The sequence below is a fragment of the Streptomyces sp. NPDC051976 genome (genome assembly GCF_040680795.1).
GTDB lineage: Bacteria > Actinomycetota > Actinomycetes > Streptomycetales > Streptomycetaceae > Actinacidiphila.
In genome coordinates this window covers 118,772-139,148 of the sequence record NZ_JBFAXL010000003.1, presented here as the reverse complement: position 1 = coordinate 139,148, position 20,377 = coordinate 118,772, and the positions used below count along the sequence as shown (strand labels likewise).

At 72.3% G+C, this 20,377-nt stretch carries 19 protein-coding genes; 5 read left to right on the top strand and 14 right to left on the bottom strand.

The features are described from left to right. Window positions 1-40: 40 nt before the first annotated feature. The 4 genes from AB0M29_RS04845 to AB0M29_RS04830 form a co-directional block, all read right to left on the bottom strand. Window positions 41-529 (bottom strand): DUF6193 family natural product biosynthesis protein, encoded by a 489-nt coding sequence (locus AB0M29_RS04845; RefSeq protein ID WP_365378955.1) that lies wholly within the window; start codon window positions 527-529, stop codon window positions 41-43. Window positions 530-642: 113 nt separating this feature from the next. Then, complete coding sequence (locus AB0M29_RS04840; protein ID WP_365378952.1) at window positions 643-1,308, bottom strand: hypothetical protein; 666 nt, start codon at window positions 1,306-1,308, stop codon at window positions 643-645. After that, a complete protein-coding gene (locus AB0M29_RS04835; protein WP_365378949.1) occupies window positions 1,305-1,817 on the bottom strand; it encodes a SigE family RNA polymerase sigma factor in 513 nt (170 codons plus the stop codon). The genes AB0M29_RS04840 and AB0M29_RS04835 overlap by 4 nt, the downstream gene beginning before the upstream one ends. 307 nt (window positions 1,818-2,124) lie before the next feature. Beyond that, the gene (locus tag AB0M29_RS04830; RefSeq protein ID WP_365378947.1) at window positions 2,125-2,598 is read right to left on the bottom strand and encodes a hypothetical protein; all 474 of its coding nucleotides are present in this window, start codon (window positions 2,596-2,598) and stop codon (window positions 2,125-2,127) included. A gap of 103 nt (window positions 2,599-2,701) precedes the next feature. On the opposite strand from AB0M29_RS04830, the gene AB0M29_RS04825 reads away from it, so the two are divergent. Continuing rightward, window positions 2,702-4,585 carry a sigma-70 family RNA polymerase sigma factor gene (locus tag AB0M29_RS04825; RefSeq protein WP_365378944.1) on the top strand — a complete coding sequence of 628 codons (1,884 nt, stop codon included), beginning with the start codon at window positions 2,702-2,704 and terminating at the stop codon, window positions 4,583-4,585. Window positions 4,586-4,599: 14 nt separating this feature from the next. Here the strand turns inward: AB0M29_RS04825 and AB0M29_RS04820 are convergent, their stop codons facing one another. Beyond that, entirely contained in the window at window positions 4,600-5,622 is a 1,023-nt protein-coding gene (locus AB0M29_RS04820; protein ID WP_365379420.1) for an N-acetylmuramoyl-L-alanine amidase, read from the bottom strand. A gap of 222 nt (window positions 5,623-5,844) precedes the next feature. On the opposite strand from AB0M29_RS04820, the gene AB0M29_RS04815 reads away from it, so the two are divergent. After that, on the top strand, window positions 5,845-6,195 hold the full coding sequence (locus tag AB0M29_RS04815) for an MmcQ/YjbR family DNA-binding protein (protein WP_365378942.1): 351 nt from the start codon (window positions 5,845-5,847) through the stop codon (window positions 6,193-6,195). A 98-nt stretch (window positions 6,196-6,293) separates the two neighbouring features. Continuing rightward, window positions 6,294-8,024, top strand: coding sequence for a sulfate permease (gene sulP / locus AB0M29_RS04810; RefSeq protein ID WP_365378940.1), 1,731 nt, complete (start codon window positions 6,294-6,296; stop codon window positions 8,022-8,024). A gap of 14 nt (window positions 8,025-8,038) precedes the next feature. Here the strand turns inward: sulP and AB0M29_RS04805 are convergent, their stop codons facing one another. The 4 genes from AB0M29_RS04805 to AB0M29_RS04790 form a co-directional block, all read right to left on the bottom strand. Continuing rightward, entirely contained in the window at window positions 8,039-9,043 is a 1,005-nt protein-coding gene (locus AB0M29_RS04805) for an IPT/TIG domain-containing protein (RefSeq protein ID WP_365378937.1), read from the bottom strand. Window positions 9,044-9,183: 140 nt separating this feature from the next. Beyond that, entirely contained in the window at window positions 9,184-9,927 is a 744-nt protein-coding gene (locus tag AB0M29_RS04800; RefSeq protein WP_365378935.1) for an IPT/TIG domain-containing protein, read from the bottom strand. Window positions 9,928-10,346: 419 nt separating this feature from the next. Then, on the bottom strand, window positions 10,347-11,036 hold the full coding sequence (locus AB0M29_RS04795; RefSeq protein ID WP_365378932.1) for a DUF4232 domain-containing protein: 690 nt from the start codon (window positions 11,034-11,036) through the stop codon (window positions 10,347-10,349). A 138-nt stretch (window positions 11,037-11,174) separates the two neighbouring features. Further along, a complete protein-coding gene (locus tag AB0M29_RS04790; protein WP_365378929.1) occupies window positions 11,175-11,597 on the bottom strand; it encodes a MarR family transcriptional regulator in 423 nt (140 codons plus the stop codon). 74 nt (window positions 11,598-11,671) lie between these two features. Between AB0M29_RS04790 and AB0M29_RS04785 the strand changes: the two genes are divergently transcribed. Then, window positions 11,672-12,448, top strand: coding sequence for an alpha/beta hydrolase (locus AB0M29_RS04785; protein ID WP_365378927.1), 777 nt, complete (start codon window positions 11,672-11,674; stop codon window positions 12,446-12,448). Here AB0M29_RS04785 and AB0M29_RS04780 read toward each other — a convergent pair. The 3 genes from AB0M29_RS04780 to AB0M29_RS04770 all read right to left on the bottom strand — a co-directional run bounded on the left by AB0M29_RS04780 (window position 12,442) and on the right by AB0M29_RS04770 (window position 16,068). Continuing rightward, window positions 12,442-13,503: an SCO0930 family lipoprotein gene (locus AB0M29_RS04780; protein WP_365378924.1), complete on the bottom strand. Its 1,062-nt coding sequence runs from the start codon at window positions 13,501-13,503 to the stop codon at window positions 12,442-12,444. The genes AB0M29_RS04785 and AB0M29_RS04780 overlap by 7 nt on opposite strands. Window positions 13,504-13,666: 163 nt before the next feature. Beyond that, a complete protein-coding gene (locus AB0M29_RS04775; RefSeq protein WP_365378921.1) occupies window positions 13,667-15,313 on the bottom strand; it encodes an NADH-ubiquinone oxidoreductase-F iron-sulfur binding region domain-containing protein in 1,647 nt (548 codons plus the stop codon). Next, the gene (locus AB0M29_RS04770; protein ID WP_365378919.1) at window positions 15,310-16,068 is read right to left on the bottom strand and encodes a hypothetical protein; all 759 of its coding nucleotides are present in this window, start codon (window positions 16,066-16,068) and stop codon (window positions 15,310-15,312) included. Before AB0M29_RS04770 ends, AB0M29_RS04775 begins: the two co-directional genes overlap by 4 nt. A gap of 332 nt (window positions 16,069-16,400) precedes the next feature. On the opposite strand from AB0M29_RS04770, the gene AB0M29_RS04765 reads away from it, so the two are divergent. Further along, window positions 16,401-17,489: a helix-turn-helix domain-containing protein gene (locus AB0M29_RS04765; RefSeq protein WP_365378916.1), complete on the top strand. Its 1,089-nt coding sequence runs from the start codon at window positions 16,401-16,403 to the stop codon at window positions 17,487-17,489. A gap of 450 nt (window positions 17,490-17,939) precedes the next feature. Here the strand turns inward: AB0M29_RS04765 and AB0M29_RS04760 are convergent, their stop codons facing one another. Together AB0M29_RS04760 and AB0M29_RS04755 are read right to left on the bottom strand one after the other, a co-directional pair. Next, window positions 17,940-19,520, bottom strand: a complete 1,581-nt coding sequence (locus AB0M29_RS04760; RefSeq protein ID WP_365378914.1) for a DUF1996 domain-containing protein — start codon at window positions 19,518-19,520, stop codon at window positions 17,940-17,942. Between the two features lie 57 nt (window positions 19,521-19,577). Then, window positions 19,578-20,243, bottom strand: a complete 666-nt coding sequence (locus AB0M29_RS04755; protein ID WP_365378912.1) for a DUF4142 domain-containing protein — start codon at window positions 20,241-20,243, stop codon at window positions 19,578-19,580. Between the last annotated feature and the right edge of the window lie 134 nt (window positions 20,244-20,377).

The window sequence follows — 20,377 nt, the reverse complement described above, 5'->3', positions numbered from 1 at the left end:
CGAACGGTCGACAAAAGGGATCCGACTCTTGCCCAAGCCGTCACCCGCGCTCGTCCGCGGAGGCCGTGATGACGGGCTCATGACCGGCGGGCAGGAGGGCGAGCACCAGGGCCACCGCCTCCTCCGCGGTGCCGACTTCGCCGATCACAGCGGAGGGATCGCGTCGGCGGACGGTGAACCGGCCGTTGTCCATGGGTTCGATCGAACCGCCTTGCACGGCCCAGGGATAGCTGGTGCTGCTGCTGAAGAGCAGGGCGAAGTGGCTGGTGAACGGGTACAGCCGCCGCAGCCGCGGCTGAGCGGCGGCGGCGTCCAGCAGCGCGACGACGGGCGGATAGGCACGGCCGGGCCGGCGGATCTCGTGGACGGCCTGCCGCCACAGCCAGGCGAGCCGTACGGACTGCCAATGGGCCTCGACGGCGGCGGCCGGCCCGCGCGCGTGCGCCGCGGCCATGTCGGGGAGAACGGGTCGGGGCGGCAGTGGTGGCCGGGACGGTTTCCCGCCGGAGGTCTCGGTGTGCGCGTCCACCGTCCCAGTGTCGCGGAGAGCGCGCGGGAGCGGCGTGCTGACGGCGACGAGCGTGGCCCGGCCGTACGGATCCCGTACGGCCGGGCCACGCGCCGCCCCCCTGGCCCGTGGGGTCAGTTGTAGTGGTGCTCGGGCGGCGGGGTGGTAGTGCAGGTCAGCGGACCGTGCGCCGGGACGATCCGCTCCACCGAGCCGGGGTTCATGTGGACCGAGGCCAGTTGGGCGGGGTTGAGGTAGCCGATGAAGAGCTGCTTCCCCGCGGGCATGGCGGCCGGGTCGAACGTGAACGTGACCTTGCCGTCGTCGGCCCGCTCGCCCTTCATCACCTCGGTGACCCCGGGCCCGGAACCGCTGGGCGTGAGCTTCCCGTCGTCGTGCGGGCCCTTGCAGAAGACGCCCTCCTTGATCAGGACCGGGAACCCGGCCCTGCGCAGCGCGTTCTCCAGCCCCGCGTGGTCGCTGAAGTACGCGGCCTTGTCCCAGGTGACGACGACGGTGCCGTTCTTCTTGGTGTCCACGGTGTACGCGACGGTGCGGACGTGCACCGAGCCCGCGCCGGTGCTGTCGTCGGCCGAGGCCGACGGTGGCGCCGTCGCGGGGTTGATCAGCGCGGGCACGCCGATCGCGAGCGCCGCGGCGGCCGCGACCCCGGCGGTGCCGACCAGGCGCCGACGGTTGCGGCGGCTGCGGCCCGCCGCCTCGATCCGCTCCACCGGCGTGGACATGGTGATGTCGTCGAGGGAGTCCCTCAGCGCGTTGAGCACCTCGTGCTCGTTCATGGTCCGACCTCCTGGTCGTTGGGGGTGCCGTCATCGACGGTGACGAGTTGCCCGCGCAACGCCGACACGGCCCGCGACAAGTGGGCGGTGACGGTGCCCTCCGCGATCCCCAGCGCCTTGGCCGTGGCCTTGGTGTCGAGGTCGAGGAAGACCCGTAGCGCGATCACTTCCCGCTGCCGCTGCGGCAGTTGACGCAAGCAAGCGAGCAGACCGGGGTCCAGGCCGGGGTCGGCTTCGCGCGGAGCCGGCACGTCGGGCGCGCCGTCCTCCAGCGCGACCTCCCTGCGCTTGCGCCTCCACCACGACACCCGGGTGTTCAGCGCCGTGCGCACGATCCACGCGCGCGGCGCCGGGTGCCGGCTGACCTTCGGCCAGGACACCCAGGCCCGGGTGAACGCCTCGGCGACCAGATCCTCGGCGAGCTGCCGATCGCCCACACTCGCCAGGACCGCCCGCAGGCAGGCGTCCCGGCTGGCTCCGTAGAACTCCTTGAACTCCAACTGCTTCACACCCCCTATACGCAGCGGCGCCCCCCCACACTTACCTCCCCGCCCGGTGAATCCGCACCGGTATCCGCACCGGTCGCCGCGCCGGTATCCGCCGCGGTATCAGCCGGCGGGCTCCCGCACGGCGACGTGGTGACGGGGTGTGTCTACGGCCGCGCGCAGGGTGTCGTACGCCATCGGCCGCGTCGCCGTGGACGAGAGGTATCAGGTCGTGCGTTGTCCCCTTCCGGGGCGACGTGTCGCGCCTAGGCTCGGTGCCGTCCCGGCGCGGCCCCCGTGGGCAGGTGGGCGGCGCCGGGACGATCACGAGTCAGCGGGACCGGCGGGGGACATCATCGGGTCGAGGGGACGAGCGGCGTGGCGGGCGGGGCACGCCGGTGGCGCTGTGCGCCCGGACATAGGCATCGACGACGGCCTGGTGGCGGGCGGCCAACCGCTGTGCGAGGTGGTCGGCTTCCTGCGCCGAGCCGGTGAGCCGCAGCAACTGGCGGAAGTCGCGGGCGCCTTGGCCGCGGGCCCGCCACCAGAACCACTCGCGTACGGCGGCCCGCGCCGCGGTGGCCAGGACGTGCCCGGCCACGGCGGCCAGAGCCACGGCGATGGCCGTGCCACCGGTGACTGCGTGTCCGAGGGCGAGTACGGGCCATGCGGCGGCCATCGCCGGGGTGTGCGGGGTCAAGCGGTGCCAGGACTGGCCGAGTCGCCGGTGCCGGCCGGGGCCGTCGGTCGCGGAAGCGGGGGGCGCTGCCTGCCCGCCGTGGGTGGGAATACCCGGTCCTTTCATGGTTCCTCCGTCGCTGTGATCGGGCGATACGGAGGGCCGGGTCGGGGGCGGCCGGTTTTTCCCATGGGCGGGGCGAACTTTTTCGGTGGATTCGAGGGACGCGATGACGGACAGCGGGACGCGGCAGGCGCCGTGGGAGAACGCCGAGTTGGGCGATGCCGACTTGGTGGCGGTGGTCCTCGGCGACGGCACGGGGCCGCAGGGGGCGGGAGCGCTGGAGGCGATCGCCTCCCGGCACTACCGGCCGGTGCTGCGGCAGTGCGCACGGCTGCTCGGGCAGGACGCACAGGACGGCGCGGACATCGCGCAGAAGGTGTTCGAGGACGCGGTCGCGAGCCTGCTGCGCGGCCGAGGACCTGCGAACCCCGAGAAACTGGGTGCCTGGCTCGCGGAGTTCGCCAAGCGCCGGGTACTGGCGTACTGGCGGGACAAGCGGCCCGGCGGGATGGCGGTCACCGGCTCCGACGACGGCTTCGACGCGTTCGCCGACGACGACGAGTCCCGGTCCGGCACCGCGGCGCGCCGCGCCCACGTCGAGCGGCTGCTGGAGATCGTGGTGGCCTCGCTGACCGCACACCAGCGGCAGGTCTACCGGTTACGGGTCCAGGAAGGGCTGCGCGGCCGGGAGATCGCCGAACGGATGGGCATGGCCGCCTCCACCGCGAGCAACGAGGCCACCGCGCTCCTGGGCCTGCTCGCCGACGGCTTCCACGCGCTCGTCCTGGCCCAGGAGGGCCGCCCGTACTGCCCGGAGCTGGCCCGGATCCTCGACGCGGCAGGCGTCACGGCGGTGACCCAGCAGAACTTCACCACCGAACTGCGCGAACGCATCGTCCGGCACTTCGGCACCTGCAAGATCTGTGACGAATGCGGGGTCTGCGGCGTCCAACGGCGTTTCCTCGCAGGGCCGTACAGCCCGGTGTTCTTTCCGATCGTGCAGGACACCGAGTTGCGCGAGCGGGTGCTCGACCACATCCGGCAGGCGGTCGGCGGTGCGGCCCCGCCGTCCTCCGGCCCGCCCGCCGGTGCCGGTACGGGCAGCGGCCCATTGTTCGTGGCGGCGAGCGCGGGACTCGCCACCGGGGACGCCGCCGCCCGGGTGGCCGGCCACAGCCGCGCGGCCGGGGTGCGGTCGGCGCTGCGCGGCCGCCGGGCCGCGGGGGTGGCCGCGGTCGCGGCGGTCGTGACCGTCGCACTGGTGGCGGCCCTCGTCATGGCGCTGACCCGTACGTCGCACCCCAAGGCCGCGGCCGCACCAACCCGTTCACCAGGCGCGACGACCGCGGCCCGCGGCGGGCCGCTGACCGTACGGCTGAACAAGACCGACGACTACTTCACGACCACCGGCGCGCCGGGCCGCACCTACGTGGGGCATGTCCAGGATCCGGTGCTGTCCGGTGCCGCCGATCCGGCGACGCTGCGCGGTCTCCAGACGCAGCTGCGCCGCCCGATCCTGGACTGGCAGGCCCTGGCCGCGGGCGGACCGGTAGCCCCCGCCGCGCCCGTCGCCACACCCGCGAACTCCTTCGACGAGGGGACGACCGTGCTCACGGCGGGCTCCCTGCTGACCGTCACCTACGGGTTCGCCGGCGGTGACGACTTCGGCGGCGGGGGCGGCCGGACCGTCGTCATCGACACCGCGACCGACACCGACCAGGCGCCGGGCGACCTGCTCACCCCGGCCGCCGCGACCCCGGCGGGCGCCCGCCGGATCGCCGATGCGCTCAACGGCTCCCCGTCGGGCCGCCACCTGACCTCGTTCGGCTGCCCGGCACTGACCGACGCCTTCGTACGGACCAACGTCCTGGCCAAGCCGTCCCCGTACAGCGAGCTGTCCTTCGGCGTCGCCCGCACGGGCATCGCCTTCATGGTCGCCCCCGGCAATCAGGACTGCGGCTGGCCCGATCTGGTGACCGTGCCCTTCTCCGCCCTGACCGGGCTGGTGAACCCCTCGGTTCCGGGCCGGGCGGCGGGCAGCGGGCACTGACCGCGCCACCCGGCTCAGGGCGCGCTGAGGAAGGTGTTGAGCGCGTCCGCGATTCCGGTGGCGATCGCGTGCTGGCCGGCGGGGCTGTCGGCGATGGAACCCTCGGTGGGATTGCTGATGAAGAGCGGTTCGACCAGCGCGCCGGGCATGACGGAGGGCTGGTCGTTGTAGCCCGCCTTGCCCGGCCCGAGGACGAGCAGGTGGCCGTACGCGGCGGCCTGTACGGTCAGCGTGCTGCCGCCGGTGCTGTTGCTGGTGGCGCCGCGGTCGGACACGTCCCACCCGTGGGTCGCCAGCGCCGCGACGATGGCATGCTGCAGCAGCCCGGCGAGAGTGCGGCTGCGGGCCGAGAACGACCGGTCGGCGTCGAAGAGGGTGATGGCGCCACCGGTGCTCACATGGCCGTCCAGGTTGAAGTGGACCGACACCAGCGCGGCGGCGCCGGCCAGATTCGCGCACCGCGCCCTGGCGAGCAGGTCCTTGTGATCGCCGCTGGGCGACATCACGCTGCCCGACAGGTCGCCGCCCGACAGCCGGGCGACGGCGCTGTCGCGGGTGCGGGAGACCACCACCCGGTAGCCGTCGGCCCGCAGGAGCTGGGTGGTGTCGAGCACGGTGGCCAGCGTCTCGGTCTTCTCCTCGATCCGCCGGCCCGAGGTGGTCCTGCCCTGACCGCCGGGATCGGGGCCTCCGTGCCCGGCGTCGAGGAACACGGTGCGGTGCCGGTCGCCCGACGTGGGTGTGAACGCCGCACACGCACCGGGGGCGAAGGAGGTGTCGTCCACCGCGGTACTCGCGGGCACCCGGGTCGTCGGCGACACATGACGGTGTCCGGGGTCGCGCCCGGGGCGGACCTCCAGCGCCGCGGTGGTCAGCGCGGCCGCGGCGGCCCCGACACCGAGGGCGGCGGCGCTCCATCGGAAGGCGCGAGTCGCGCGTTTTCGCGCCACACCCGCCGGGGGGCCGTGGCCGCCCCCGGGTATGCCCGAGGGCTCGTCGTGCCCCTCCTGCGGTGAACTGGGATCGCCGGTGACCATTGGCACTCTGCCCTGTCTCCCCGGGAACGAACAGCGACATGGCGCGAGGGGCGGTGCGCGGCAGCCGTGAGGCTGTCCCGCCGGCCCGACAGTGACAGTGAAGGCGGGCCCGCCGGGCGCTGCCATGCCACTGCGGCCATTCGGGGGACGGTGCCCGGCCCGGGTGTCGCCGTGTCCAGGCGCCACCCGGCACGTAGGGTTCGCTGTCTGGAGGTGGTCAGCGTGGAGTGGGCGGATGTACGGGCGTACTGCCTGTCCAAGCCGGGAGCCTGGCAGGACGAGCCGTGGGAGGGCGACGCCGTGGCCAAGGTCGGCGCCAAGATCTTCGCCTTCCTCGGGTCCGAACCGTCCCGCACCATCGGGCTCAAGTGCGGGGCCGACCGCGACGCGGCGGACGAGTGGCTGGCCCGGTACCCGGACGACGCCTCCGCGAGCGCCTACATCGGCCGCTACGGCTGGAACAGCCTGCGTATCGACGCGGCGATCCCCGACGACGAGCTGCTGGCGGCGGTCGACGAGTCCTACGAGGCGATCGTGGGCAAACTGCCGAAGCGGGACCGCCCCACGGGCTGACCGCTTCCCCTGCCGTGCGCGGACGGCGCGGGAGCGGCGTGCGCGGGCCATGCTGAGACTGCCCTCGCGGGGATCACGGAGAAAGGCGGCGTGCCCGTATGCGGAAACCCGGGCCGAGCACGGGTCGGCGGGTCGTGGCCGCCGGGGAGCGGCTGCTGCCCGGCGTCGCGGTCCTGGCGAGGTACCGCCGGGACTGGCTGCGGGGTGATCTGCTCGCCGGGGTGACGGTCGCGGCGTATCTCGTCCCGCAGGTGATGGCCTACGCGGGGCTGGCCGGACTTCCGCCGGTCACGGGGCTGTGGGCGATCCTGCCGCCCCTGGTGCTCTACGCGGTCCTCGGCTCGTCCCGGCAGTTGTCGATCGGGCCGGAGTCCACGACCGCGCTGATGACCGCCACGGCCGTGGGTCCGCTCGCCGGCGGTGACGCCGGGCGCTACGCCGCACTGGCCGCGGCACTCGCGATCACGGTCGGCCTGCTGAGCGTGGTCGCCTGGGCGGTGCGGCTGGGTTTCGTCGCGGATCTGCTGTCGCGGCCGGTGCTGGTCGGCTACATGACGGGCGTGGCGCTGATCATGATGGTCGACCAGTTGCCGAGGCTCACCGGAGTGACCGTGACCGGGCGTGAGTTCTTCCCGCAGTTGTTCTCCTTCCTGCGGGGGCTCGGCGGGATCCAGCCGGGAACCGTGGCCCTCTCCTCGTGCGCGCTCGTCTTCCTCCTCGCGGTGCAGCGGTTCCTCCCCAAGCTGCCGGGGCCGCTGCTGGTGGTCGTACTGGCCACGGCCGCCGTCGCGGCCTTCGGTCTGGACGAGCACGGCATCGCGGTCATCGGGTCCGTCCCCTCCGGGCTGCCGCGGCCGGTGCTGCCGCACTCGGGGGATCTCGCGCGCCTGCTGCTGCCCTCGGTGGGCGTCCTGCTCGTCGGCTACACCGATGTCGTGCTCACCGCGCGGGCGTTCGCCTCGGCCGGCGGTCCCCGGGTCGACCCCAACCAGGAACTGCTGGCACTGGGCGCGTCGAACGTGGGAGCCGGGCTGCTGCGGGGCTTCCCCGTGAGCAGCAGTGCCAGCCGCACCGCGCTGGGAGACTCGGCGGGCAGCCACACCCAGGCGTACTCCCTCGTCTCCTTCGTGCTCGTGCTGGCGGTGCTGCTGTTCCTCGGCCCGGTGCTCGGGCACGTCCCGGCGGCCGTGCTGGGGGCGATCGTCGTCTACGCCGCGCTTCGGCTGGTGGACCTGGCCGGTTTCCGGCGGCTCGCCGCCTTCCGCCGCCGGGAACTGCTGCTCGCGCTCGGCTGCCTCGTCGGCGTCCTGGCCCTGGACATCCTGTACGGCGTTCTGGTGGCCGTGGGGCTGTCCGTCGTCGAGATGCTGGCCCGGGTGGCGCGGCCGCACGACGCCATCGAGGGAGTGGTGCCGGGGATGGCGGGCATGCACGACGTCGACGACTACCCGCAGGCCCGCCTGATCCAAGGGCTGGTGGTCTACCGCTACGACTCACCGCTGTTCTTCGCCAACGCCGAGGACTTCCGGCGCCGGGCGCTCGCCGCGGTCGACGAGCACGACGGTCCCGTGGCCTGGTTCGTGCTCAACATGGAGGCCAACGTCGAGGTCGACATCACCGCGCTGGACGCGGTGGAGTCCGTGCGGCAGGAACTCGTGGGCCGCGGCATCGTGTTCGCCCTCGCCCGCGTCAAGCAGGATCTCCGCGAGGACCTGGACGCCTTCGGCCTCGGCGAGTCGGTGGGCCCCGAGCACATCTTTCCCACCCTGCCCACCGCCGTGACGGCCTATCACGCGTGGGTGGGGGCTCGGGGCCAGGAAACCGAGTGAGCCGGAAGCCCGCCCTAGATGGCGGGAGCCGCGACCCGAAGGTAGCTCAGCGAGTTGCTGGTGCCGCCCGATGTCGTGGCGGTCACCGGTACGGAGCCCGCCGGGCCCGCGGGGGCGATCGCGACCACGGTCGTGTCGGACACCACCGTGAAGGCCGCGGGGGCCGCGCCGAAGTGGACGGCGTGGGTGGTGGTGAGGGCGGTGCCGGTCAGGGTCACACTGGCGCCCGCGTCCGTCGGCCCCTGGGCGGGGGAGAGCGCGGTGAGGGCGGGGGCCGACAGATAGGTGTAGATGACGGTGTTGCTGGTGCCGCCGGGACCGGTGACGGTGACGGGCACCGCGCCGGTGCCCGCGGGGGAGACCGCGGTGATCTGGGTGGCGGAGTTGACGGTGAAGGAGGTCGCGGGGGTGCTGCCGAAGGTGACGGCGGTGGTCCCCGTGAGGCCGGAGCCGGTGAGGACCACGGTGGTCCCGCCGGACGCCGGGCCCTGGGAGGGCGCGACGGACGCCAGCGAGGGCGCGTTGAGGTAGTAGAAGAACACCGCTCCCGAGGTGCCGCCCACCGTGGTCGCGGTGACGGGCACCGCGCCGGTGCCCGCGGGGGTGACGGCGGTGATCTGGGTGGCGGAGTTGACGGTGAAGGAGGTCGCGGGGGTGCTGCCGAAGGTGACGGCGGTGGTCCCCGTCAGGCCCGTGCCGGTGAGGACCACGGTGGTCCCGCCGGCGGTCGGGCCCTGGCTCGGTGCGATCGAACTGAGGGTCGGCGTCGGCGCGTAGGTGTAGGAGACCGTGTTGCTGAGCCCGGCCGGTGTGCGCACGGTGACGTTGACCGTCCCGGTGCCGGGCGGGACCGTCGCGGTGATCGCCGACGGTGAGGTGACCGTGTACGACAGGGCGGCCGCGGATCCGAAGGTGACCGCGGTGGCGCCGGTGAACTGGGTGCCGTTCAGGGTCACGGGGTTGGTGCCCGCCGCCGGACCCGTGTTGGGTACGACCGAGGTGAGGGTGGGAGGGGCCACGGTGACTCCAAGAGATGGGGGTCGGCCCGGCTGGGCCGCGAGCTGGGGTAGCGGTCGGGGCCGCGCGAGCGCGCACCGCTTCCGCTCGGCACGGTGCCGGTGGGCCGGAGCGGTGCGCGGACGTACGTCCCGAGGTGCCGTCAGATGCCGGGACCGGACACGTAGGTGAAGCCGTCGACGACCGTGGCGCTACCGCCGCCGGTGGTCACGACGACGTCGACGGCACCCGCGCTGCCGGACGGCGTGACGGCGACCACCGTGGTGCTGTTCAGCACCGCGAAGGACGCGGGGGTGCCGCCGAAGGTGACGGCGGTGGTGGACGCCAGGCCGGTCCCGGTGATGGTCACCGAGGTGCCGCCGCTCGACGGCCCCGAACTGGGCGTGACCGAGGCGGCCGTCGGTGCGTCGACGTAGGAGTAGGCGAGCGGAGAGGTCGTGCCCCCGGCGGTGGTGACGGTGACCTCGACGCTGCCGCCGGCGGAGCCGGCCGGAACCACCACGTCCAGCCGGCTGTCCGAGACGACTGTCGGGGTCGCGCTGTTGGAGCCGAAGGAGACATCGGTGGCCGTGGAGAGGCCGTAACCGTTGACGGTGACGGTGTTGCCGCCCGCGGTCGGACCGGAGTCCGGGCTGAGGGACACCGCGATCGGCGGGCTGATGTAGAAGAAGGACAGCGAGTTGCTCGTCCCTCCCGCGGTCGTCACGTTGACGTCGACGACACCGGAGCCCGCGGGGTCGATGACGGTGACCGAGGTGGGCGTGTTCGCGGTGATCGTGGCCGTACGGGATCCGAAGTGGACGGCACTGGCAGCCGCCAGGTTCACGCCGGTGATCGTGACGGTCGTCCCGCCGCTGGTGGGGCCTTGGTTCGGACTGATGGGCATGGGATTCCTCCTTACTCGGAAGGTCTTCTCCGAGTAGCGACTGGGCGCTGCGATCCACGCCCGTCCCGAACCGGCCCGTGCCGACACGCGTCGGACCGCCGGCAGTTGAGGATGTGCGGAGAGGCCCGTCCGGACGGGATGCGCGCGGGCCCGGGGAGCGAGACTTGTCCGCGGGGACTTGATGGATCGTCGCCCGTTGATGCAGACAAGTGAATTAACCCATCCGAGTGATGCCGTAACCAAGGGAATTGACACGGTATCCACCATTTGGCCGAGCGCTCTGGGCGTGCGGCAGCGCGTGCCGGTGGTACGGGGTCCCCTGCCGGGGGCCTGCGGCGGGGGTGCTCGGCCTGCCCGTCCGCGTGCACCCCGGGTGCCTGACGACCTGGCGCCCGGGGACCGACCGGATCGCGGTGGGGTCAGCCGTTGTAGCCGATCGGGTCGACGTTGGGGTAGGCGGCGGCCTTGCCGGTGCCATTGGTGACCGGGAGGGTCTGGTACTCCCACGGCATGGAGTGGGAGTGGGTCTCGTTCGGGGGCGTGATCACCATCGTGGAGACCTTGACGCCGGTGCCGCCCGAGGAGTTGGGCATGTAGTTGAGGTCGAACAGGGTGCTGGCGCCCGGCTTGAGCGTGACCTGGTGGTGGGCCCGCTTGGTGCGCGGGACCGAGATGACACCGTAGTTGGTGTGCAGGTCGACGCCGGGGAAACCGTCCATGACGCAGGTGGAGGTGCCCTTGTTGGTGAGCTTGATGACGACGGCGCCGGGGGAGCCCACGGACTGCGCGCCGCTGTCCGGGCCGTAGCCGAAGCCGAGGTGGGCGGTCAGGCAGGTGTGGGACGCACCGGCGCTGCCCGTCGTGCCCGAACTGCTCTGCGTCCCCTTGGCGTCACTGCCGCTGCCACCGGTGGTGGTGCCGCCGCCGGTGCTCTTCGCACCGGTGTCCGCCGAGGCCGACGCGGAAGCCGAAGCCGTGGGAGCGGCCGTGCTGCTGGTCGTCGCGCTCGGGGTCCCGCTCGCGCCGGCCTTTCCGTCGCAAGCGGTCAGGGTCAGGGCGGCGGCCGCCGAAAGGCCCAGGGCGGCGACGTGGACGAAACCGATACGCATCAAAGACTCCTGCGGAAAGCTGAGGATGGGTAGGCGACCCGGGGTTGCGGATCCGCCCATGAAGACGGGTGATCGCGTCACACGGCCGCACCGGCGACGTCATAGACCTGTCACAGCCTCAGCTACGTCCCGGGACGTCTACGCCGGGTACGTGTCGCCGGTCGCCCTCACGAGCAACTCGTAGAGGGTGGTGCGTTCCTGTGCGGTCAGCCGCCCCAGCGTCGAGTCGAGCACGCCCTCGACCAGTTCCGCGCCGTCCGCGTACGCCTGCTCGCCCTCGGCGGTGAGGCCGTGGCGTACCGCGCGGCCCGGCCCGTCGACTCGTGCGATCAGGCCGCGGTCCACCATGCGCTTCGCCAGCTCGCCCATCGACTGGTCGGTCTGGAAGGTGAGCACGGCCAGGGCGTGCAGCGACGCGTCCGGCTCGCGCCGCAGATGGCGCAGCACGTCCCACTGGACCAGCGAGAGCCCGAGCGTGCCGAGCCGCTTGTTGAACTCGCGGTGGTGCTGCCACTGAAGGCGCTTCACGGCCAGCCCTACGTCCTGCATCGACTCCTTCATCCTCACAGGATATATCAGGTTCCTTGTATCAGGAACCTTGCACAAACTAAGGACCCTGATCTAAGGTTCCTTGTATGACCTCCCTTCCTTCCGCAACGCTCCGGCCGCCGCGGACCACCGTCGTCGAGACCGCCCCGGCCCCCTTCACGGTCGAGGACCGCGACCGCACCCGTCCCTTCCTTCTGCTGCACGGCGGCGGCGGTCCCGCGACCATGTCCGCCTTCGCCGCCCTGCTCGCCGAGCGCGGCCACTGCCGGGTACTGCTCCCGACCCATCCCGGGTTCGCGGGAACCCCGCGGCCCGAGCGGCTGACCTCGACCCGCGACCTTGCCGCCGCCTACGTGGCACTGCTCGACGAGCTCGACCTGTCCGACGTCACCTTGATCGGCAACTCCTTCGGGGGCTGGCTCGCCGCCGAGATCGCCCTGCTCGGCAGCCCGCGGGTGAGTGGCGCCGTCCTCGTCGACGCGGTCGGCCTGCAGGTCGACGGCCACGCCATCACTGACGTGCGCGGGCTCACGCCGCCCGAGCTGCGGCAGCTCTCCTTCCACGACCCGAGCAAGGCCCCGCAGCCGCCCGCGGGTGCCGGCGCCGGTCCGGGCCCGGATGTGCGGGCACTCCTGGCGTACACCGGACCGACGATGTCCGACCCGTCACTCGCGAAGCGCCTGGGCGAACTGCGCCTCCCGGTCCACGTCGTCTGGGGCGAGAGCGACGGCATCGTGGACGTCGAGTACGGCAGGGCCTTCGCCGACGCGATTGCGCAGTCCGTCTTCACCGTCCTGCCGCGCACCGGCCACCTTCCCCAGGTCGAGACCCCCGAGGAGCTCCTCGGGGCGCTCGGTCAGTAGCCGTAGCCGCCGGACGTGCCGTATCCGTCGGACGAGCCGGACGAGCCGGACGAGCCGGACGAGCTGGAGGAACCGGACGAGTCGGCGGAGGAGCTGCTCGGCACGAGCTTGGTGACCTTGGCGGCCTGGTCGTTCACCGCGAACCACAGGCCCATCTTGCCCTGGCCGTTGATGTCGCCGGGCTTGGTGTCACCCGTGAACCAGTAGACGGGCCAGCACTTGATGGCCAGCTGCTTGGTGCCGTCGGGGCGGGTCACGGTGCCGATGTGAATCGGGTCGATGCCCTTGACCTTGGTCTTGTCGACGGGCTTGGCGGGCTTCCAGGTGTCCAGGCAGGCGCCGACGCAGCCGAACTTCATCGGCCAGGCGCTGTCCTTGTTGAACCGGTAGAGGGTGCGCCACTTGCCGTCCACGAGGATCTTGCCCAGGTCGGGGTTGTTGACGACGGACACCGGCGCGCCGGTGGGCGCGGGTGCGGCGGCCTTCTCGTCGATCGCCTTCTTCCCGTCGGGCGCGATGGCGTTCCACGTGCCGCCCACGCCCTGGCCCTTGGTGTCGCCCGCCTTGGTGTCCTTGGCGTAGCGGTAGACGGGCCAGCCGGCGAGGGTGAGTTGGGTGGTGCCGTCGGCGCGGGTCACCGAGCCGAGGTCGGCGGCGTTGATGCCGGCGGCCGCGGCGGCGTCGTCGGCGGGTACGGGCGGCCAGGCGGTGGCGCAGGCGTCGTTGCAGTTCGAGGCCGGGGGCTTCGCGGTGTCCTTGTCGAACCGGTAGAGCGTGAAGCCCCTGCTGTCGGTCACCACGTTGCCGATCCCGGCCGCCTGGTGGACGGCGAGCGTCTTGGCGGACACGACGTTGGTGGTGCCGCCGTTGTCGCTGCTGTCGCCGCCGCTGTACCCGGAGCCGGGGCCGTTGCTCGATCCGATGGAGTAGCCGTTCGCGGCGTTCTGGGCGTTGTCGCTCTTGCCGTATCCGTTGGCGGCGCCGGAGCACGCGGCGGTCAGTGCCATCACGGTGAGGGCCGCGCCGGCGAGGGCGGTGGAGCGTCGCTTGTCCATGGTCTCTCCTCTGGTGGGGGGCGGCGGTGTCCGCCGTCGAGGGGGGTTACGAGTGCCGCGCGGGGCTTGCTCAGCGGGCGCGGAAACTTGTCATCTACCGCCAAAAAACGGTCTGTTCACGTGCGGGGGCCGTATGGCGGGGCGGCAGGAAGCGAGTTGGCGGCTAGCCGTTCGCGGTGACGCGCAGGGCGAGCGCGGGGCAGCGGCGTACCGCTCGCAGCGCCCGCTGCCGCATCCGGGCGGGTACGGGCATGGCGGCCCGTTCGGGGTAGCCGTCCTCACCGAGGCGCAGCAGACCGGGCAGCAGGTCGGCGCAGAGGCCGTGCCCGCGGCACAGCGTCCAGTCCACCAGCAACTGCTCGGCGGGTGCCTGGGCCGACGGAGCCCTGATGCCACGGCCGGGGTCCTGCGGGCGCTGGGGAGACTCGGCCGGCACCGGCAGGCACCCGAGCGTGGGACGGCCGCAGCCGTACCCGAAGGCGTGCGCGGTGAACTCCTCGGGAAACGCGGCCAGCGCCGAGGCCACGAAGCGCGACGTGCCGTCAGGGTGGCTGCACGCGCCGCGCCGCTCGACGGCCTTCATACCGGTGCGCAGGGCGTCCAGGGCCCGCTGGCCGCCGCCGTCCAGGACCTCGGCCAGCCGCCCGGCCAGCGACGGCAGGCCCAGTACGCAGGGGCCGCACTGCCCCGCGGACTCGCCGGCCATCCAGCGCAGCACCCGCAGTGTCTCACCGGCCGGGCAGGTGGCGTGCAGAAGCGGCAGCACCGCACCGGCGCCGAGCACCGCGTGGTGGCCCGCCAGTGAGGTGGCCGAGACCGTCACGGAGTAGGCGTCCCGGGCGGACAGCCAGGTGCCGTGGTAGCCGCCGACCAGCACTCCCTGGCCCGGGTCGGTGCCGCACAGCTGGAGCACGTACGCCAGGGGGACGCCGGTGGGGGTCTCCACGACGCGGGATCCGGCGACGGTCAGCAGCGCGGTGCCGGGCTCGGTGGGCAGGCCGCTCTCGCGGTAGCCGAGGGCGCCGAGCCGTGCGGCCAGGGCGAGTTGGGCGAATGTCTCGGTGTTGGACAGCAGGGTCGGCAGACCGCCCAGGCCGCTCTCGCTGGAGCGTACCCGGCGCCCGGAGGGCAGTGCGGGCCCACCGTCCAGCCCGCGGGTCAGTGCGGTGCCCTCGCCGGTGACGAAACGCTCGGGCAGCAGCACGACGCGCACCAGCGGTCCGCTCGGGCCGCGTTCGCCGATCGCCCGCCGTACCGAGCGTTCGACGTCGGGGTGGGTCACCCCGATGGTGACCGAGCGGGCGCCGAGCGCGGTGGCGGCGAGCACGGCTCCGTCGATCACCATGTGCGGCGTGTAGAGCAGCAGCGCGGTGTCCTTGAGGCAACTCGGCTCGCCCTCACTGCCGTTGACGACGACAGCTCCGCCGCCTCCGGTACGGGTCAGGGAGTCGGCGACCGCCTTGAGCTTGCGGGCGAAGGGGAACCCGGCTCCGCCCCGGCCGCGCAGGTCGATGTTCTCCGCCAGCTCGATCAGCTCGCCGACCGGCATCGACGGCAGGCTGCCGTGCTCGGCCAGATGCGACACGCGGTCCATCCAGTGCCGTTCGTCCAGGCCCGCCAGCAGCCGCGGGGGACCGACGGTGGCCAGGGTCGGAACGGGCCCGGTGGGCATCGAGCGGGTGGGCAGCAGGCGTGCGGGGCGGTCCCGGCCGGGGACCACGACGGGAGCGGGCGCGACGGGCACGGCGGGCAGCGTGGCCGTGTCCCCGTGCGGCAGCACCGGCCAGCCGCGTATCACCACATCGGTCATGACTTGCTCCCGCGCGCTCCGCGCAGCCGCAGCGCCAGCGCCCCGGCGACACCGGCCACGCACAGCGCGTACCCGGCGGTGACCCAGCCGTTGACGACCGGCCGGCCCGAGTGCAGGCCGTGGATCAGGGCGCCGCCCCAGGCCGGGTACGCGCCCATGTGCAGCGCCCGCCACCAGCGGGAACGCCGGACGCCGGTGAAGGCGCTGCGTACCGCTCCGGTCACGGCCACCGACACGAACAGATAGCCCGACAGGGTGCCAAGGCCGATGAGGTACGGGTGGTTGAAGTCGGTGAACGGCACGGCCGCGGCTGTCGCGGTGGTGTGTCCCTCGGTCACCTTCACCCAGATGTGCAGGGCGAGGAAGCAGAGCCCCGCCACGGCGAGCCCGCGGTGCACGGCCTGGGCGACCAGCCGGTGGGGTGAGCGCAGCAGGATCCGGTCCGTGGCGGCCAGGCCCCACAGCACCGTACAGGTGAGGCTGACCAGCGCGAGCACACCTGACCCGTAGTCGAGGAAGGACCAGAACTGGTCCACGACACCGGCGTTGGCGGCGACGGCGAGGAACAGCAGCAGCGACGCGGGGAGCGCGGGCCGGATCCGCGCACGCTCCTCCGCGATACTGAGCGCCGGTCCGCGCTGCCGGGCGTGTCCCGCCCGTGGTCGGCCACGGGGCTGGAACCGGGCGTACGGGTCGAGCGGCTGGTGCTGCCGGCGCTGGCCGGGACCGGGCAACTGCGTGTGTGACACGGGCATTCGAGCCTCCCGGACGGGCGGCCGGCGCAAGGCGCGGCGCGGCACCCGCCATCAATCGAAATGCGGAAATCCCTCACATCGGCGCAATTCGCCGGCGGGGAACAAGGGGTCACTTTTGGTGACCTACGACACACTCATACCGGGCGGTCGGTTGCCCAGCAGCATGAATGAACTCCGCATGCCCTTCGAGAGGTTTATCGTGCTGTGACAAATTCCCGCACTGGTATCCCCACGGCGGCGTATGGCTGTCGATGATGTCGACTCAGTCGTAGCGAGCGCGCCCCGAGCCTCTCTCGACCCCCCTGTCAGAGACAGGAGTTCGGAGGTAGAAGATGTGCGACATCCTGAACCAGATCTGGTCACGTCCACGTGCGGAGTGGACGCGCATGCTCAGGGAAGAGCTGCTGCCGGCGATCGCCGACCTGGTGGTCGAGGAACTCCTGCGTACTCTCCCGGCATTCTCGGAGGTGGTGGAGCGCATCGGGAGAAGTGAGGCGGAAATGGCCGTGGAGCATGGCCTGTTGTTGGCGCTCGGTTACCGGGACACCACTCCGCATGAGCGTAAACCAAAGCCCCTACCCGTGGTAACCCCCATGCCGAGTGCGCGTGCACGGCAAGCGTTGTTCGACGCGCTCACCGGGGACCGTCCCGTCTCGGAGATCGGACTGGCCGAACTCTCCCGCGACGCGGGCTGGCCGCTGCCCGACCGCATCCGTGCTGTCGTCCTGGCCACCCCCAACGAAGCGCCCCAACTGGCCGCCGCCCTCGGCCACTGCCTGCTGAGCGCGATCGGAGGTGACATCTGCCTGCTCATCCCGGAAGTGGGACCACAGGCGCGGCCCGCGCTCGAAGCCATCCTGCGCGGCCGCGCCGCCGTCGTGGGCCACGCCGTACCCCTCGGCGAATCGGCTTCCTCACTGCGCTGGGCCCGCCGGCTGCTGGGACTGGTGCCGGTACGCGGCGGCCCGGGCGCGCCGAGCGGACCCCAGGTGGAACGAGCCGTGTTCGTCGACGACCACCTCTCCGACATGCTCCTGCTGCAGGACGAGTCGTTGGCACGTGCTCTCGCGGCGCGCTGGCTGCGCCCGCTGGAGGAACTGACGCCCCGGCAGAGCGAGCGCCTGGAAGCGACGTTGCTCGTCTGGCTGGAGAGCGGCGGCGCCCCGGAGGCCGCCCGCACGCTCAAAGTCCATCCCCAGACGGTGCGTTACCGGCTGCGGCAGATCGAGAAGCTCTTCGGCCCGGCGCTGCGCGAGCCGCGCACCCGCTTCGAGCTGGAACTCGCCCTGCGCTGCCGCCGGTTGCTGACACAGGCGAGGGGTCTGCGACCACGGGCCCGCGCACGGGCCAGGGCGCTCGGCGCGGCATCGCCGGTGCGTCCTCTCGGCATAGCCAAGGAGGCACGCGTCAACGGGTTGTGAGACGTCCCCGGCGGACGGCCGGGACGATGGGCTGCGCCCCGTGTGCATGGCTACGGTCATGGGCCCGGGGCGCGGCCCTTTGGCGTGCCCGGGGACGGAAGGGCGGCCGGAGTGGCAGGCGCCGTCCCTGGCGGCCGTGGTGTGCGAGTGGCGGGTTCCCCGCGGTGGCGTGGCCCACGGACGCGTGATCCACGAACGCGTGGCCCACGGACGTCCCGGCCTCAGGCGCCTGGCCTCAGGCGGCTGGCCTCCGAGGTCCTCGCCCGGAACGAACCTCAGGCCCGTACCACGGGGTACGGGCCTGAGAGCTGGACGCGGCGGTGCTTGCGGCAGTGCTTGCGGCAGTGCGAAGCGGCGGCCCCGGAAGCCGTTACGGGGCCGCCGCGTTCCCGGCGCAGGGGTGTCAGGGCGGTAGGGGAGGGGCACACCCCCGGGTCGGGGTCCGGGGGGTCAGCGGCAGGCGCGGCCGCTGTTGATGCAGCGCACGGCCCGCGACATCAGGCTGTCGGTCATCACGTTGATGAAGTCGGCGTGATCCGTGACCGGCTTGTGCAACTGCTCGGGGAAGCTGTCCACCGCGAACGGGGTGCCGGAGGGCACGGCGTACGTGAGGCGTTCGGTCAGCTGGGGGATGGCCCTGAAACCAGCCGGGCAGGAGCCGTTCTTCTGGGCGAAGACCACGTGGGTGCGGTGGTTGGCGCTGTCGATGTTCTGGCCGTCCCAGCAGTTCGCGAAGGAGAACGTGCGCACCACGTCGGAGCCCCGGGGGCAGATCGGGTACTTGTCCTTGAGCTGCCGGTTCTCGAATCCGGTGCAGCTCCAGGAGGCGTTGGCGTTGGCCGGGCCGTTGGTCAGGGCCTTGGCGTCACCGGTGATGATGCGCAGGAACCGCGGCATCGACGTCACCTTCGACGCCGCGTTGCCACGGAACCGTATCGTCGCTGACTGGGGCTCCAGGATGGTGCCCTTGTTCATGTCCTGCCCGCCGCCGGGTGCGTTGGCGTCCGGGGCCTGCTTGCCGTCCAGGACGCGCACCACGGGCCAGTAGTACGTGGACTGGTCGCCGTTGGTGCAGGTGGTGTCGGACGCGGCGAGGCTGTCGTTGGTGGAGTTGGCGTCGGTCGTCTTGTTGCCCACGTAGTCGTGCATGTGGTGGGCGCCGTTGCTCACACCGGGGGTGACGATGACGTTGTCGGGGTTCTGGTGGGAGCCGTCGGCATTGGTTCCGCAGCGCGAGGTGAAGGTGCCCGTCGAGGCGTTCGGGCCCGGGCGGGGTGTGGACACCCGCTGGCCGGTCCTGATGTCGGCGAAGTCGGCGGCGACCGGTCCGCCGGCCTGGTTCTGGCCCTGGCTGCCGAGACTGCTGTCCACCGTCTGCTGCTCGGAGGAGCCCCCGGCCGGTGTCTGGGTGCGCACCGGCTGCATGTGGCAGGCGCTCATGGCGGTCAGATCGGTCGGCGGCGCGGTGTACTGGCCGATGGCGTTCACCATCTGGCCGATCGTGTTCTGGCGCTGCTGCTGCAGGTTGCTGAGGATCGCCCACGAACTGGCGGTGGAACCAGGGGAGTCGGTGCTGCTCGGCGTGTCGGTGCCGGACGTCGGGGAATCCGGCGCGGTGGACGAGCTGTCCCCGGTGGCCGCGCCCGGGTCGGTTGCCGGGTCGGTTGCCGTGTCGGTGCTGGTGCTGGTGTCGGTTCCGGTGTCAGAGCCGGTGCTGGAGCCCGAGCCGCTCATGTCCATGTTGTTCATGTTCATGCTTGTGCTCATGTCCATGGCCGTACCGGAGTTCAGGCTGCCGTAGGCCGCCATGACCTGGGCGTCCAGCTGGGAGAGGCCGCGCGAGACCTGGAGCTGCGCCTGGGACGGGACGTTCCGCAGGTTGTCGCCGACGTCCGGACAGGAGACCGTCATCGTGGTCGTCCAGGCCGCGTTGTTGCTGCCGCCGGCCGACTGCTGGTCGGTACCGGCGTGGGCGTTCGCGGCGACGATCGCCGTTCCGCCGCCGCCGATCAGCAGAGCTGCGGCGGCCACCACCGCCCTGGTCCTGGACCTCGAGCGTTTGTGGGGGGTGCGCATCATGGGATCACTTCATTTCGTCGTGGGCAGAGCGTGGAAGTCGACCAGCCCGGTGTTCTCCACGACCGTGATGTGGTCGAGCACCACGGCGTTCGCGCGGGTGGCGAGCGCCCGGACCACGGAGTTCTCGGTCCGGTCGCGTACCGCCGCGATGAGGGCGAAGACCTTGCCGTGCGCGAAACGCACCAACTGCGCGAAGGTCCGGTCGAACTGCGCGCCGTGCGCGCCCTGGATCTGGTGCAGCCAGCCCTGCTGCTGCACGGTGGGGGTCGTGGGCAGCGTGATGCCCAGCTGACGGGCGTCCGCGATGTCCAGCTGATTCAGTTCCGCGTGACCGTGGATGAGGTGCATGCCCGCGGTCCGGACCGCGGTGGTGGTGCCGCGTTCCACCGCCATCCGTCCCGCGGGCTGCTCCCACATGCCGGCCAGCCGCACCTTGCGGACGAAGTCCCGGTCGAGTGCGGAGAGCGGACCGGAGGGGGTGTTCACCGTCCCGCCGCCGTCGTTGTCCCACTTGGGTCCGGCGGCCGCGGCGGGGGTGCTCGCGCCGAACAGCTGCACGGGCAGCAGCAGCGCCGCGAGTGTGGCGACCAGCGCTCCGACCATGAGCGCGGTCCCCAGGACACGGCTGGAGACCTGAGGCCGGTTGAAGACGGACTGCATGAGGGGTCGTCGCACCGCGATCTCCTCGTTCCTCGCTCGTCGTGCTGGGCGTCGCCACGGACACTAGGTTCCGTCGGCGGGAGGAACGGAGGATTCGTCACGCCTGGACAAAGAAACGGGCGCCCGCCGACGACGCTGGTACGGTCGCG

Coding starts and splice junctions, on each gene's coding strand:
- AB0M29_RS04840 (WP_365378952.1), bottom strand. CDS start 1,308: ATGAACGAGCACGAGGTGCTCAACGCGCTGAGGGACTCCCTCGACGAC.
- AB0M29_RS04830 (WP_365378947.1), bottom strand. CDS start 2,598: ATGAAAGGACCGGGTATTCCCACCCACGGCGGGCAGGCAGCGCCCCCC.
- AB0M29_RS04825 (WP_365378944.1), top strand. CDS start 2,702: ATGACGGACAGCGGGACGCGGCAGGCGCCGTGGGAGAACGCCGAGTTG.
- AB0M29_RS04820 (WP_365379420.1), bottom strand. CDS start 5,622: ATGGTCACCGGCGATCCCAGTTCACCGCAGGAGGGGCACGACGAGCCC.
- sulP (WP_365378940.1), top strand. CDS start 6,294: ATGCGGAAACCCGGGCCGAGCACGGGTCGGCGGGTCGTGGCCGCCGGG.
- AB0M29_RS04800 (WP_365378935.1), bottom strand. CDS start 9,927: ATGCCCATCAGTCCGAACCAAGGCCCCACCAGCGGCGGGACGACCGTC.
- AB0M29_RS04795 (WP_365378932.1), bottom strand. CDS start 11,036: ATGCGTATCGGTTTCGTCCACGTCGCCGCCCTGGGCCTTTCGGCGGCC.
- AB0M29_RS04790 (WP_365378929.1), bottom strand. CDS start 11,597: ATGAAGGAGTCGATGCAGGACGTAGGGCTGGCCGTGAAGCGCCTTCAG.
- AB0M29_RS04785 (WP_365378927.1), top strand. CDS start 11,672: ATGACCTCCCTTCCTTCCGCAACGCTCCGGCCGCCGCGGACCACCGTC.
- AB0M29_RS04780 (WP_365378924.1), bottom strand. CDS start 13,503: ATGGACAAGCGACGCTCCACCGCCCTCGCCGGCGCGGCCCTCACCGTG.
- AB0M29_RS04775 (WP_365378921.1), bottom strand. CDS start 15,313: ATGACCGATGTGGTGATACGCGGCTGGCCGGTGCTGCCGCACGGGGAC.
- AB0M29_RS04770 (WP_365378919.1), bottom strand. CDS start 16,068: ATGCCCGTGTCACACACGCAGTTGCCCGGTCCCGGCCAGCGCCGGCAG.
- AB0M29_RS04765 (WP_365378916.1), top strand. CDS start 16,401: ATGTGCGACATCCTGAACCAGATCTGGTCACGTCCACGTGCGGAGTGG.